Below are 13,810 nucleotides of genomic sequence, written 5' to 3' on the forward strand. Positions count from 1 at the left end.
GCGGAGATTAATCTTCTTTAATTGCGGTTAAGATGCGCGCCTGCTACGATAGGCATGGGCGCTGTGTCGCCCAGAGAAAGGCCTGAGGCGCCACCCTATGCTCCGCTTCCATTCGAGTATCCAGCAGCGGATCCTCCTGCTGCTCCTTGGCCTGTCGCTCCCGCCGCTGCTCCTCGTGGGCTGGCTGGGGCTGACAGGCCTCTCGCGCGCCCGCGAGACGGCGGTGGACGCGGGCATCAGCTCCCTGCAACGCCAGGCCGAGTCGACCTTGGCCCAGCGCGCGCACGAGAAGGCCCAGCTCTACGACGCCTCGCTCCGTGGGGTGCAGCAGCAGGTCGAGAGCGTCGCCGGCTACGCCGAGGGCCTGGCCGGCGACCCCACGCCCGCGCCGGGCGGCGCGCGGGTCTGGGTGGCCCCGGCGCCCAGCCCCGCGCTGCTCGCCCGCTACGCCCCGCAGGTCGCCTACACCCAGCGGATCATCTCGTTGCTCCAGGCGGTGGTGAGCCGCAACCCGCTGGTGAGCATCGGCTATGTGGCGCTGGAGCAGGGCGGCGTGATCGCCTTCGACAAGGACGAGGTGATCGACAAGCTGCTGGAGATCCAGCCCTTCGACCCGCGCCAGCGGCCGTGGTATATGCAGGCCAGCGCCGCCGGGGCCACCGTCTGGACCGACGCCTACGTGGACGCGAACACCGGTGCCCTGGCCACCACCTGCGCCACGCCGATCTACGACGCCCAGGGCGGCCTGATCGGCGTGGTCGCCTTCGACCTGCTGCTGAGCACCATCCAGCAGGATCTGCTGACCGTCGATATCGGGGAGAACGGCTACGCCTTCATGCTCAACACGGTGGGCGACGTGATCGTTCGGCCCGACCTGAGCGCCGAGAACGCCCGCTGGAACGAGCCGTTCCGCAGCGAGAACCTGCTGGACTCGCCGAGCGAGAATCTGCGCGCGCTGGCGCAGAGCATGATCGACCGCAACGTCGGCATCGAGCAGATGGACTATAACGGCCAGCCCACCTATATCGCCTACGAGCCGATCCCCTCGGCCGGCTGGAGCGTCGGCCTGGTCATTCCGGCAGACAATATCATCCAGCCCGCCCTCGACACCGGCCAGATCATCGGCGACAGCCAGGATGCGCTGCGCACCCAGCTGATCATCCTGCTGGTGCTGATCGCCGCGATCATCGCCTTTGCCAGCGTGCTGCTCTCACACTCCTTCACCCGGCCAATCCGCGCCCTCCAGCAGGGCGTGCGGGCGGTGGCCGGCGGCCAGCTCGACCAGCGGCTGCCGCGCGCCGGCCAGGACGAGATCGGCGAGCTCGTGGACGCGTTTAACGTGATGACCGGCGCGCTCCAGGAGAAGGTGGCCGAGCTAGAGGCGAATGCCAGCCAGCTGGCGACCCTCAACATCGTCTCCAACGAGCTGAAGGGAATCCTCGACCTGCCCGAGCTGCTCGGCGCCATCCCCGACACTGTCTGCGCGCGCTTCGGCTTCGACCGCACCGCCCTCTACCTGGTCGAGGGCAACCTGCTGAAGGTGGTGGGTGCCTCGTTTGGGCCAGGCAATGCGCTCCAGGCCAGCTACTTTATGGAGGTGGCCAACGCGAGCCCGCTGCGGCTTGATGGCGGCACGGTCGAGGCCGACGTGGTGCGCAGCGGCAAGGCGGTGATTGTCGATGACCCCTGGAACCACCCGCGGGTCGAGCCGCGCAAGCAGGCCGCCTCGGCCAGCCACTCCTACGTCCAGGTGCCGATCGTCGGCCGCGACGACCGCGTGATCGGCCTGCTCTCGGCCGACTACCACCTGAGCCAGCGCAGCATCCAGCCCCAGGACGCCAGCCAGCTGCTCATGTTCGCCAACATGGTCGGCCTGACCATCCAGAACGTGCAGCTCTACACCGACCTGGAGCGCCAGGTGGCCCAGCGCACCGAGGAGCTGCGCGCCGCCCTCGACCGCGCCCAGCTGGCCGACCGGCGCAAGAGCGACTTCCTGACCGGCATTTCGCACGAGCTGCGCACGCCGCTCAACGCGATCATCGGCTTCTCGACGGTGCTGATCGACGACCTGGACGGCCCGCTGACGCCCATACAGCGCGAGGACGCGCAGAGCATCAACCGCAACGGCCGCTTCCTGCTACACCTGATCAACGAGCTGCTCGACCTCTCGCGGATCGAGGCGGGGCACCTCGACCTCGACCTGGGCCGGGTCGATCTGCGCGCGGTGGTCGGCGAGGTGGTCGACACGGTGCAGGCGCTGCTGCGCGATCGCGAGGTGAGCCTGAACCACACGCTGCCCGTCGATCTGCCGCCGGTGCGCGCCGACGCGGATCGGGTGCGGCAGATCATGCTGAACCTGCTCTCCAATGCGGTGAAATTTACCGAGCGCGGCACGATCACCGTCAGCGCCACCACCCTCGACGAGCTGAGCGAGGCCGGCGAGGTGCTGCCATACGTGATCATCAGCGTGCGCGACACCGGCATCGGAATCCCTGCCGATCGGCAGCGGGATATCTTCGAGGAGTTCGTTCAGATCCATGGCAGGCAGTCGCGGCGACGTGGCACCGGGCTCGGCCTGGCGATCGTTCGTAAGCTTGTCGAGGCCCATCACGGGCGGATCTGGGTTGAGAGCGCGCTGAGTGAGGGCAGCACATTTAGCTTCACCCTGCCGATCCTGCAGGGGATAGGGAACAGCGGACAGGGGACAGGCAGCAGACAGCAATCCGCAGAGAGCGAGCCGCCGGCAGTTCCTTTGCTTCTATCCAAATAGCCACGCGTTACTGACGCCCGTCCGCTGTACCCTGTACCCTGTACCCTGTACCCTGTACCCTAACTATGAGCGAAGCGCAGCAGCAGAAGATCCTCTACATCGAGGACAACCGGGACAACCAGCGGCTTGTCCAGCGCGTGCTGGGCGCGCGCGGCTACCTTGTGCTGATCGCTGAGGATGGGCCGAGCGGCGTGTCGATGGCCCGTGAGTCGCTGCCCGACCTCGTGCTCGTCGACCTGGCCATCCCCGGCCTCGACGGCTACGAGACGACGACGCGCCTGCGCAGCCTGGCGCACCTCGACGCCGTGCCGATCATCGCCCTGACCGCCGACGGCTCGTTCACCTCGCGCGAGCGGGCGATGGTGGTCGGCTGCGACGGCTACCTGATCAAGCCGATCGACACGCGCCAGCTGCCCGTGCAGATCGCGGAGTTCATCGCCGGCCGGCGCGACACGATCTCGGCCAGCACCGACGAGGCCAGCGTGCTGCGGGCCTACAACCAGCAGCTGGTGGAGCGGCTGGAGCAGCGGGTGCGCGAGCTGAGCGCAGCCAACGCCGAGCTGCAGGAGCTCGACCAGCTGAAGAGCCAGTTTCTCTCGACGCTCTCCCACGAGCTGCGCACCCCGCTCACCTCACTGCTCGGCTACATCGAGCTCTTCGACCGCGGGATGCTTGGCAAGCTGAGCGACTCCCAGAACGACGCGATCAAGGTGATGCGCCGCAGCGGCGACACGCTGGCGCAGCAGCTCAACAACCTGCTCTACTTCCAGGAGCTGCGCACGCGCAGCTTCCACCTGCGCGCCATCCGCCCGCAGGAGTCCCTGCGCCAGATCATTGTGAACTTCCAGGAGCGCGCCGCTGAGACCAGGCTGGGCTTCGAGGCGCGTATGGGTGAGGTCGCGCCCATCCAGGCCGACCCCAGCGGCCTAGAGCAGATGATCCGCAGCCTGCTCGATAACGCGATGAAGTTCACGCCCCAGGGCGGCCGGGTGCGCCTGGCGCTCCACGACGAGCCATCGCGCCTGATCATCCGCGTCGAGGACAGCGGGATCGGCATCGCCCCGGAGCACCAGGAGAAGATCTTCCTGCCCTTCTACCAGGTCGACAGCTCGCTGGCCCGCAGCCAGCCCGGCAGCGGCCTGGGCCTCGCCATCGTGCGGCACGTGGTACACGCCCACGGCGGCCAGGTCACGGTGCGCAGCGCCCCCGGCAAGGGCAGCATGTTCACCGTCGTCCTGCCACGATCCTCTTCGAGGTAGTGTTGAATGCTGAATGTTGAAAGTTGAATGATCGGAATTCAACATTCAACATTTAACATTCAACATTATTTATATATCCTCTGGTACGCCGCGTAGAACCCGTAGACCGATTTGATATAGCCCTTCGTCTCGGGGAAGTCCACGCCCTCGGTGAAGAGGTCGGGGTCGGCCACGCTGCTGCCGCCGGCCCAGCGCATGGCGTTGCCGAGGCCGCCGTTGTAGGCGGACAGGGCGGCCTGCACGCTGCCCTCCATGTCGCCGATCCGCGTGGCCAGATAGTAGGCCCCGAAGCGCACGCTCACCGCCGGGCGGTACAGGTCGTCTAGGCTGAAGTCGATCACGCCCAGGTTCTGGGCGATGCCCTGGCCGGTCTCGGGCATGACCTGGCCCAGGCCGCGCGCGCCGACCCACGAGGTCGCCCCGGGGTCGAACAGGCTCTCCTGGCGCAGCAGGGCGTAGAGCAGGCGCGGGTCGAGATCGCGCTCGGCCGACTGCTGGGCCACGAGGCCGGGGTAGGGCGTCGGGAAGAGCAGCCGTTCGAGGGCCGGGGGCGGTGCGCTATCGGCGGGGGCCAGGCGGTACAGGCGGGCGGCCACCCGCAGGGCCGCGTAGGGCACGCCCTGGCTGTGGGCCAGGCGGGCCAGCTCAGCCAGGCGGGGCGGGTCGTCGCCCCAGCGCGCGGCGGCGGCCATCCACTCGTTGCGCGCCTCGGCGCTCAGCCCGACCTCGGCCAGCAGGGCGGCCCGGCGCACAAAGCCGTCGCCCTCGACGCCGAGGTCGGCTGGGGCGGGGGCGGCCTCCTGGCCGGGCCAGGCGCGCACCCAGGCCCGCAGGGCGTCCCAGTCGGCGTCGGTAAGCGGCGCGTCGAGGGGGGTGTCGCCCTGGGCGACGTCGCCGAGCTCCTCGGCGGCGCGGGCGCCGTAGTAGCTGGTCGGGTCGGCTTCCAGCGCCACGCGGAAGAGGTCGGCGGCGGCGGGCTCGTCGCCTATGGCGCTGGCCGCGCGCCCGGCCCAGAAGGCGGCCTGGGCCTGGGCCTCGCCCGCGCGCGTGTCGGCGAGGATCTGCCATGCGTCGCGGGCCTCGGCGTAGCGGGCGGCGGCAAACAGCTCCAGGCCGGCGCTGTGCAGCGCCTCGGCGGCCTGGTCGCTCTGCGGGTAGCGCTTCCCCAGGTCGAGGCGGATGGCCATGGCGCCGGCGGCGTCGCCCAGGCGCTCGCGCAGCTGGGCCGCGCGGTCGAGGGCCTCGGGGGCGCGCGGGTCGTCGGGGTAGGCGGCGGCGTACTCCTGGTAGGCCTGGCTGGCCCGCTCGGCATCGCCGCTCTGGCCGAGGGTCTGGATCCAGTCGAGCTGGGCCTGCCTGCCGGCCTCGCCGTTCGGGCTGAGCGCGCCGGCGTCGGCCAGGGCGGCCAGGGCGGCGGGGAAGTCGCCCTGGCCGCGCAGGGCCAGCCCGCGTAGGCGGCGCAGCTCCACGCCGGACTCCAGGTCGGTCGCCTGGGCGATGGCGAGGTCGAGCTGCGCGATCGCGTCACCCCAGCGCCCGGCGCTGAAGTAGACCCCGCCGGCGGTCGCCGGGTCAATCGACGGGTCGCCGTAGGCGAGCAGCTCGGAGACAGCCCCGGCAGACTTCGGCTCGCCGGGGGCGTCGGCGACGACCTGGCGCAGCCAGGCCAGCGCGCGCTCGATCTGGCCGCGCTGCTGGGCCATGCTCGCCGCCTCCGTAAGGATGCGCGCCCGGTAGGCCGGATCGTTAGCCAGGGCGATCAGCTCGTCGTACAGGCCCAGCAGCGTATCATCGGCGACGCCCAGCGAGAGGTGCAGGCTGATCGCCCGCTCGAAGCTGCCGGCCCGCGCGCCGCGATCAATGTCGGCGCGGGCGGCGTGCTCGTAGGCGGCGGCGGCCTCGGCACTCTGGCTGACGGCGTCGAGCTGGGCGGCCTGGCGCATAGCCGCGTAGGGCTCCAGCGGCGTGCCCAGGTCGCGGTACTGCTGGTAGGCGGCGGCGGCGGCGGCGTGGTCGCCGGCCTCCTCGGCGCAGCGGGCCAGCCAGAAGATCGCCGGCGCGCGCAGGGCGTCGTCGGTAGGCTCGGCGACAAAGGGGCGCAGCAGCTCGGCGGCCGAGGCCCAGCGCCCGCGGCGGGCGAAGCTCTCGGCCAGGAAGAAGCGGGCCTGGCGGGACTCGGACGAATCGGGGTAGCGCTGGAGCAGGTCGCTCAGGTCGGCGCCGGCGGCGGCGTCCTCACCGATCGCGCGCGCGGCCATAGCCCGGCTGAAGAGCACCGGTGCGGGCAGAGCCGCCGTTGGCTCAGGGGCGGGTATGGGCTGGGTTGGGGCCGTGCCCACGGCCGTAGGTGCGGCGGGGGCGGCGGCATCGGGGGAGGGCGCGTCGATCACCTCGCAGCCCGCCAGGGCCAGGAGCATGATCAGAAGCGCCCGGACAGATCGGTTGCGCATGCGGGCATCTTACCATAGAGCACTGAGTGAAACGCTTGAGCCACTGAGGCACTGAGGCTGGTGGCTCGCTTCACCCGCGCCTTCCTAACATCGGCTCAATTGCTATAGGCTGTGGCCGGCGTTTGGAACACGAAGGACACGAAAGGGCGCGAAATCCGTGTCCCTCGCGTCATTTCACGTCCTTCGTGCTCCCGGCCCGGTCCTCGCGCCAGCGGAAGACGAACTGCTTGTCGCCGGCGCGGTCGTGCTTAAAGCGCCAGAGCCGGGTCGGCCGGCCGCGGCCCTCGCGCATCTGGGTCGTCTCCTCCAGCAGGCCGGCCTCCTTGATCTTGCGGTAGAAGTTGCCCTTGTCGAGCTTCTCGCCGAGGATCTGCTCGTAGATATGCTTCAGCTCCAGGATCGAGAAGAGCTCGGGCAGTAGCTGGAAGGCCAGGGTGGTGTACTCTAGCTTTGAGCGCAGCCGCGAGACGGCGAAGGCCAGGATCTGCTCGTGGTCGAAGGCCAGGTCCCTGGGGAGCGCGCTCACCGGGAACCAGCGCACATCGTGGCTCTCGTCGCTCACCCGCAGGTGCTGGGCGTCGAAGCGCACCAGGGCGATGTAGGCCACGCTGATCACGCGCGTGCGCGGGTCGCGCCCGACATCGCCGAAGGTGAAGAGCTGCTCGATGTAGAGGTCTCGGACGCCCGTCTCCTCCTCAAGCTCGCGGCGGGCCGCCTGCTCCAGCGACTCGTCCATGTTGATGAAGCCGCCCGGGATAGCCCAGTGGCCCTCGTAGGGCCAGCGCTTGCGCTGCACCATCAGGACGTGGAGCTCGCGCTCGATCAGGGTGAAGATGACGACGTCTACCGTCACCGATGGGCGGTCGTAGCGCGCGGCGTCGTAGGTGGTGGCGGTCTCCTCGTGCTCCTCCATCGTGGTGCTCCTGTAATAGTGTTTAATATACACTATTTTAGAGGTTTCCCACATTCTTGTCAAGGGCTGGCCTCCCTGATCGCCTCGCCAATCACTGTCGGCAGCGCCAGCGTTTGTAACGCCTCGTATGTTGTGTCAAAGCTAACGCGAATCAGGCGTGCGCAGATCGTGTCGGCGACGCCACGGCGGATACGCTCGAACTGCGCCGGGCCGAGCTGCACGCTCGCGACCTGGATCGCCTGATATCGTGCGGCGGTGTCGTCCGGGTCGGCGCGGAGGGCGAAGCGCTGGCGGACAGCGTCAGCCGCACCGAGCAGCCGCGCCGCTCGCTCGAGCTGGCCGCTGGCCGCGGCCACCGCCGCGAGCCCGCCGAGGCTATAGCCAATCACTTCGATCAGCATGATCTCGTAGGATGTCTGGAGCGCAGCGCGAAACCAGCCCTCTGCGGCGATGCTATCGCCCGCGAGGAGATCAAGCTGCCCGAGGAGACACTCGACCCGCGCAGTGCCAAACGGCATGCCCAGTTTGCGAAACTCGGCAAGGCTGGCTTCATAACAGGCCCGCGCCTCATCTGGCTGGCCCGAGCGGGCAGCGATCATGCCTCTGATGTAGCGCGCCTCGGCGGCCGAGTCGGGGATGTTGTGCTCTGTCGTCAGCGCGAGCGCCTGGTTGCACAGATCCAGCGCAAGCTCCATGTGGCCCTGGATCAGCCGGGCCTCGGCGAGGCTGGGCAGCGCGCGGGCTAGCGGCACGATGCGGCCAAGCTCGCGGCTAAGCTGGGCTGCCTGCTCAAAGTACTCCACAACTCCATTCACGTCGCCGGCCTCCTGCAGCAGCATGCCCATCTGGTGGTACAAGGTGAGCTGGAGGCCAGGGTCGCCATCGCCAACCAGCGCCATGCCCTCGTCGAGCAGCGCCCGCACGTGGGCATAGTTGCCGGGGTAACGGCTCATCATCGCCAGCATGGTCAGCGCCCGCCCCGTCCCATTCACATCACCCAGCTCCTTGCCAATCCGGCGCATGGTCTGGAAGAGCGCTGTTGCGCGACGGGCGTTGTCGATGCTGCTGTGCTGCGAGAGCGAGAAGCCGACGGTGTAGAGCGCACGCAGCATCAGCTCTGGGCTCAGCGCGCTCGCCCCTGCCTCAAGCAGCGGCGCGATGCGGTAGCCGTTGCGCCACAGGCTGCGTGTCACCCAGTAGGTGTGCAGCGCGGTGGTGATTCGCGCAGCAAGCTGCCCGTTGTCGAAGCTGATCGAGCGCTCAATAGCGGCGCGGAAGTTCTCGAGGTCGGCGTCGATCTGCGAGAGCCACAGGCTATCATGCGGGCCTCGCAGCTCATGCTCGGCGCGCTCGGCCAGCGCGGTATAGGCCAGGGCGTGCTGTCGCCGGGCGGTGTCTTCGTGCCCGCTCGCCGCCAGCCGGTCGAGGGCGAACTGCCGCAACGTCTCTAGCAGCCGGTAGCGCATGGCCCCATTGGGCGCGGCCTCGCGCTGGATGAGGTGGTGATCGGCGAGCGTCTGGATCACCTCGGCCTGTTCGCCGGCGACGAGCGCCCCCTCAGCCAGCGCGAAGCTCCTGGCGAACACGCCAAGCCGGGCGAACGCCAGCTGCTCCCGCGGCGCGAGCATCGCGTAGCTCCAGCTGATCGCCTTATCGAGCGTCTGATGACGCTCAGGCATATCCAGCGGGCCTTCGAACAGCAGGGGTGGCTGCTGCCTGATCTGGGCCAGGAGCGCCGCTGGTGTGATCGTATCGCAGCGGGCGGCGGCCAGCTCGATCGCCAGGGGCAGCCCATCGATCTGGGCGCAGATCGCCGAGACCGCCCGAGCGGTCTCGGCGTCCAGGGTAAAGCTGGCGGCAACCGCCGTGGCCCGCTCAAGAAACATCGCCGTCGCCGGGGCGGATCGGACGACCGCCGGGTCGCCGTAGCCGGTGGGGGCCGGCAGCTCAAGCGGTGCGAGCAGAAAGCGCCGCTCGGCCCGCACTCGGAGCGGCGCCCGGCTAGTTGTGAGGATGCGCAGCTGGGGGCAATTGTTCAGCAGCGCGGCGAGCGGGCGAGCCAGATCCGGCAGATGCTCGCAATTATCCAGCAGCAGCAGCACATGCCAATTGCGCAGCTCGCCGGCCAGCGCCTCAGCCACAGACACCTCCGCCGCCACATGGATGCCGAACGCTCGGGCGATCTCAGACAGCGCCATACGCTCGTCACGCTGCGGGGCGAGGTCGACAAAGCAGACTCCATCGGCGAAGACGGGCCGCAGCGCAGCGGCGGCGCTGATCGCCAGGGAGGTCTTGCCGACACCGGGCGGGCCAAGCACGCTGACCAGCCGGGCATCAGGGGCAGCCAGCCGCTGACAGAGATCAGCGAGTGCTGCCTCGCGCCCGATCAGCGGGGCCGGCAGGGAGGGCAGGTGCCCGGGGTAGCGATCCTGGGCTGGCGGGGGCGGTAGCTCGTCGAAGGCAAGCGCGAGCAGCGCAGCGTGCTGGTCTGGCGGGGCGTCGAGCGTGCGAATGAGTCGCTCGGCCATCTGACGGGTCGGGTGACGCGTGCCGGACTCAAGCTTGCGCAGCAGCGAGGGCGAGCACCCGACGCGGTCTGCGAGTGTTGGCTGGGTCAGATCGAGGGTCGTACGGCGCAGCTTGATCCAACGCCCAAATGAGGTGTGTTCGGCCATGGGTGCTCCGGAGCGGTGTCACTTTTGTGTCACTTTTGCGGGCAGTCAGGGGTTCTGTGGGATGAAGGTGGCGTGCTATACTCCGTGCGACCCCCACCCTAAGACAAGATTTCAGATGCTCGATTGCAGATTGCTGGCTTAGTGCATCAGTATGTGCTGCCACATGCAAGGCTGTAACGCATTCTGAAACCGTGGCCTGAGCGTGTGATACAGCCTCATTCCAAGCGCTCATGCTTGCCTCGGGCGAGGTGCAGGCACGCCTGCACCTCGCATAGGCGTGCCGAGTCGCCGCTGGCTTCACATGCGATATCACTGGGGGGATGGTGGGAGTCGATGGTGTGGTTTCATTATAGCAAATAGGGGGGGGGATGGGGGGATGGATGAGCAAATATACATACGGTGCCGCAGAGAGCGGCGGGCGGCGCATCGCGCCCGGATCGCGCTGGCCGGGATCATCGTCCTGCTCCTGGTGCTCACGGGCCTGCCGTCGGCCATGGCCGAGAGCGAGCCGAACGACACGCCCGCCCAGGCGCTGTCGATTGGGGTGGGCTACACCAATGCTGTGGTCGGGGCCAGCATTAGCGCGATCACAGACCTGGACTACTACACGTTCAGCGCCCAGGCCGGGCAGACCTTTGTGATCGAGACCTTCAACGTGGCCGGCACCGGCGGCACCAAGCTCACCCTCTACAATGACTCAGGCACCGTGCTGGCGAACAGCCAGGCCGGCACCGGCACCGCAAACCGGCGCATCATCTTCACCTTCGCCGTCAGCGGCACCTACTTCATCCAGGTGGCGTCCGCCAGCTACAGCAACTGGACGGGCAGCTACTCGCTGCGCGTGCTGCCCAAGTACGACCAGGCCGGCGCGGCCTGGGACGCGGCCAAGGACCTGGAGCCGAACGATGTCCCCGAGCTGGCCAACGCGCTCTCGGTCGGCCTGAGCAACGCCGTCAGCCACCAGATCGTGGACAACGCCGGCCTGATCAGCGGCGACGGCGACCAGGACTACTACCGCTTTAGCGCCAAGGCCGGGCAGACCTTTGTGATCGAGACCTTCAACGTCACTGGCACCGGCGGCACCAGCCTGATCCTGTCCAACGATAGCGGGACGACCCTCGCGACCGGCCAGATGGGCACGGGGAACGTCAACCGGCGCATCGTCTTCAGCATCACTGCGGACGGCACCTACTTTCTCAAGGTGGCCCGCGCCAACTACACCAGCTGGACGGGCACCTACACGCTGCGCGTGCTGCCCAAGTACGACCAGGCCGGCGCGGCCTGGGACGCGGCCAAGGACCTGGAGCCGAACGATGTCCCCGAGCTGGCCAACGTGCTCTCGGTCGGCCTGAGCAACGCCGTCAGCCACCAGATCGTGGACAACGCCGGCCTGATCAGCGGCGACGGCGACCAGGACTACTACCGCTTCAGCGCCAAGGCCGGGCAGACCTTTGTGATCGAGACCTTCAACGTCACTGGCACCGGCGGCACCAGCCTGATCCTGTCCAACGATAGCGGGACGACCCTCGCGACCGGCCAGATGGGCACGGGGAACGTCAACCGGCGCATCGTCTTCAGCATCACTGCGGACGGCACCTACTTTCTCAAGGTGGCCCGCGCCGACTACACCAGCTGGAAGGGCACCTACACGCTGCGCGTGCTGCCCAAGTACGACCAGGCCGGCGCGGCCTGGGACGCGGCCAAGGACTACGAGCCGAACGATGTCCCCGAGCTGGCCAACGCCATCAGCATCGGCGCCAGCAATGCCATCAGCCGCCAGATCACCGCGAAGGGCAGCCTGGTGGGCGGCGATGACGACCAGGACTACTACCGCTTCAGCGCCCAGGCCGGCCAGAGCCTGGTGATCGAGACATTCAACGTGGCCGGCACCGGCGGCACCGGCATCACCCTGCTGAACGATGCGGGGACGGTGCTGGCGACTGGCAAGACGGGCAGCGGGGCGGTCAATCGGACGATTGCCTTCACCTTCACCTCTAGCGGGACATACTTTCTCAAGGTGGCCCACGCCGACTACACCAGCTGGACGGGCACCTACACGCTGCGCGTCTGCGACGGGAGCTGCACGCTGCGCGTCCACGTGCCGTACATTCGGCGCTGACACCTCTCTGGTGCGGGCGGGGAGGCGTCGCCTCCCCTGCCCTGCAGCCTAGCGTTATTCTGTGGCTCTTTACCCTGAGGTACTCCCATGCGACTGCGATTACTCGCCGTGCTCGCCGTGCTCGCCCAGATCCTGATCGGCTTCTCGGCCGCCGCGCCGGCGGCGGCCAACAGCTCGCTCGCGACCACCTTCTTCAGCGATGGCTTTGAGACCGGTGCCTTCGGCTCTAGCTGGACTCCCAGCGTTACTTACAACGGCGTGGCCGAGGTCAATGGTAACTACCCGCATGGCGGTGGCAAGAGCGCGTTCCTGGGGCAGAAGGTGGCCGGAAACGCCAGCGCCTCGCTCGTACTGGCGCTGGATCTGAGCGGGCAGAGCGATGTGTTCCTGGACTTCTGGGCGCGGGGAACCAACAATGGTACTCGCACCGTGTCGATCAGCGACAATGGTGGAACTAACTGGAAGCAGATCTTGGATCTGAGCGCTGCCTCGCAGAGCTTTAGCCATCAGGTGATCGATATCGCCAGCGTGGCGACGGCCAACGGCCTAACGCTGAACAGCCAGTTCCGTATCAGCTTTGATTACAGCGCTATCTATTTCAACCAGGCCGGTGATGGTTTTGTGATTGACGATGTGCGGGTGACCCAGCATGCGCAGGAGATCGCTAGCTTTCCCTACGCACAAGACTCATTTGAGACGGGGTTTCATCAGGGCTTCTACCCACAGAGCACAAATAACGGCGTTGCCGAGATTAGCACGAACTACCCGCATACTGGTGCGAGTAGCATCTTTCTTGGGCAGAAGATCGTGGGGTCTGCCAGCGCCTCGCTCGTCCTGGCTGTAGATCTGACAGGCCAGACCGATGTATTTCTAGACTTCTGGGCCCGGGGAACCAACAATGGTACGCGCACGGTGTCGATCAGCGATGATGGCGGGACGACATGGAACCAGATCTTGGATCTGAGCGCCGCCTCACAGAGTTTTAGTCACCAGGTAATCGATATTGCCAGCGTGGCGACGGTCAATGGCCTGACATTGAACAGCCAGTTCCGTATCAGCTTTGATTATAGCGCTATCTACTTCAACAAGGCCGGCGATGGTTTTGTGATTGACGATGTGCGGCTCACCCAGCGTGCGCAGGAGGTTGCCACCTTTCCCTACGCACAAGACTCGTTTGAGACGGGGTTTCATCAGGGCTTCTACCCACAGAGCACAAACAACGGCGTCGCCGAGATCAGCACGAACTACCCGCATACCGGTGCAAGTAGCATCTTTCTCGGGCAGAAGATCGCGGGCTCTGCGGGTGCCTCCCTGGTCATCGTGCTCGACTTAACTGGACAGACTGATGTGCTGCTCGACTTCTGGGCGCGGGGCACGAACAATGGCATTCGCACGGTGTCGATCAGCGATAGTGGGGGAAGCACTTGGAAGCAGGCCCTCGATATAAGCTCCATCTCGCAGAACTTCAACCACTATGTGCTCAACATATCCGATCTGGCCGTAGCTAATGGGCTGGCGCTGAACAGTCAGTTTCGTATCAGCTTTGATTACGGTGCTGTCTATTTCAACAAGGCCGGCGACGGCCTCGTGATCGACGACCTCAAGCTGGTGCACACCAGCCTTT

General features: G+C 67.2%; 7 protein-coding genes. 4 read left to right on the forward strand and 3 right to left on the reverse strand.

The features are described 5' to 3' along the window. Nucleotides 1-97: 97 nt before the first annotated feature. Both K2Z83_RS00055 and K2Z83_RS00060 read left to right on the forward strand, forming a co-directional pair. Nucleotides 98-2,770 carry an ATP-binding protein gene (locus tag K2Z83_RS00055; RefSeq protein WP_220593145.1) on the forward strand — a complete coding sequence of 891 codons (2,673 nt, stop codon included), beginning with the start codon at nt 98-100 and terminating at the stop codon, nt 2,768-2,770. Between the two features lie 65 nt (nt 2,771-2,835). Next, on the forward strand, nt 2,836-4,029 hold the full coding sequence (locus tag K2Z83_RS00060; RefSeq protein ID WP_220593146.1) for a cell wall metabolism sensor histidine kinase WalK: 1,194 nt from the start codon (nt 2,836-2,838) through the stop codon (nt 4,027-4,029). A gap of 65 nt (nt 4,030-4,094) precedes the next feature. Here the strand turns inward: K2Z83_RS00060 and K2Z83_RS00065 are convergent, their stop codons facing one another. The 3 genes from K2Z83_RS00065 to K2Z83_RS00075 form a co-directional block, all read right to left on the reverse strand. Further along, nucleotides 4,095-6,479 (reverse strand): transglycosylase SLT domain-containing protein, encoded by a 2,385-nt coding sequence (locus K2Z83_RS00065; protein WP_220593147.1) that lies wholly within the window; start codon nt 6,477-6,479, stop codon nt 4,095-4,097. Between the two features lie 169 nt (nt 6,480-6,648). Further along, on the reverse strand, nt 6,649-7,392 hold the full coding sequence (locus K2Z83_RS00070; RefSeq protein WP_220593148.1) for an NUDIX domain-containing protein: 744 nt from the start codon (nt 7,390-7,392) through the stop codon (nt 6,649-6,651). 59 nt (nt 7,393-7,451) lie between these two features. Next, nucleotides 7,452-10,067 (reverse strand): tetratricopeptide repeat protein, encoded by a 2,616-nt coding sequence (locus K2Z83_RS00075; RefSeq protein ID WP_220593149.1) that lies wholly within the window; start codon nt 10,065-10,067, stop codon nt 7,452-7,454. Between the two features lie 376 nt (nt 10,068-10,443). Between K2Z83_RS00075 and K2Z83_RS00080 the strand changes: the two genes are divergently transcribed. After that, complete coding sequence (locus K2Z83_RS00080) at nt 10,444-12,186, forward strand: PPC domain-containing protein (RefSeq protein WP_220593150.1); 1,743 nt, start codon at nt 10,444-10,446, stop codon at nt 12,184-12,186. A gap of 87 nt (nt 12,187-12,273) precedes the next feature. After that, on the forward strand, nt 12,274-13,810 hold a 1,537-nt coding region (locus tag K2Z83_RS00085), incomplete at its 3' end, for a hypothetical protein (protein ID WP_220593151.1).

This window comes from Oscillochloris sp. ZM17-4, assembly GCF_019599295.1.
Classification (GTDB): Bacteria; Chloroflexota; Chloroflexia; order Chloroflexales; family Chloroflexaceae; genus Oscillochloris.

Coding starts and splice junctions, on each gene's coding strand:
- K2Z83_RS00055 (WP_220593145.1), top strand. CDS start 98: ATGCTCCGCTTCCATTCGAGTATCCAGCAGCGGATCCTCCTGCTGCTC.
- K2Z83_RS00060 (WP_220593146.1), top strand. CDS start 2,836: ATGAGCGAAGCGCAGCAGCAGAAGATCCTCTACATCGAGGACAACCGG.
- K2Z83_RS00065 (WP_220593147.1), bottom strand. CDS start 6,479: ATGCGCAACCGATCTGTCCGGGCGCTTCTGATCATGCTCCTGGCCCTG.
- K2Z83_RS00070 (WP_220593148.1), bottom strand. CDS start 7,392: ATGGAGGAGCACGAGGAGACCGCCACCACCTACGACGCCGCGCGCTAC.
- K2Z83_RS00075 (WP_220593149.1), bottom strand. CDS start 10,067: ATGGCCGAACACACCTCATTTGGGCGTTGGATCAAGCTGCGCCGTACG.
- K2Z83_RS00080 (WP_220593150.1), top strand. CDS start 10,444: ATGGATGAGCAAATATACATACGGTGCCGCAGAGAGCGGCGGGCGGCG.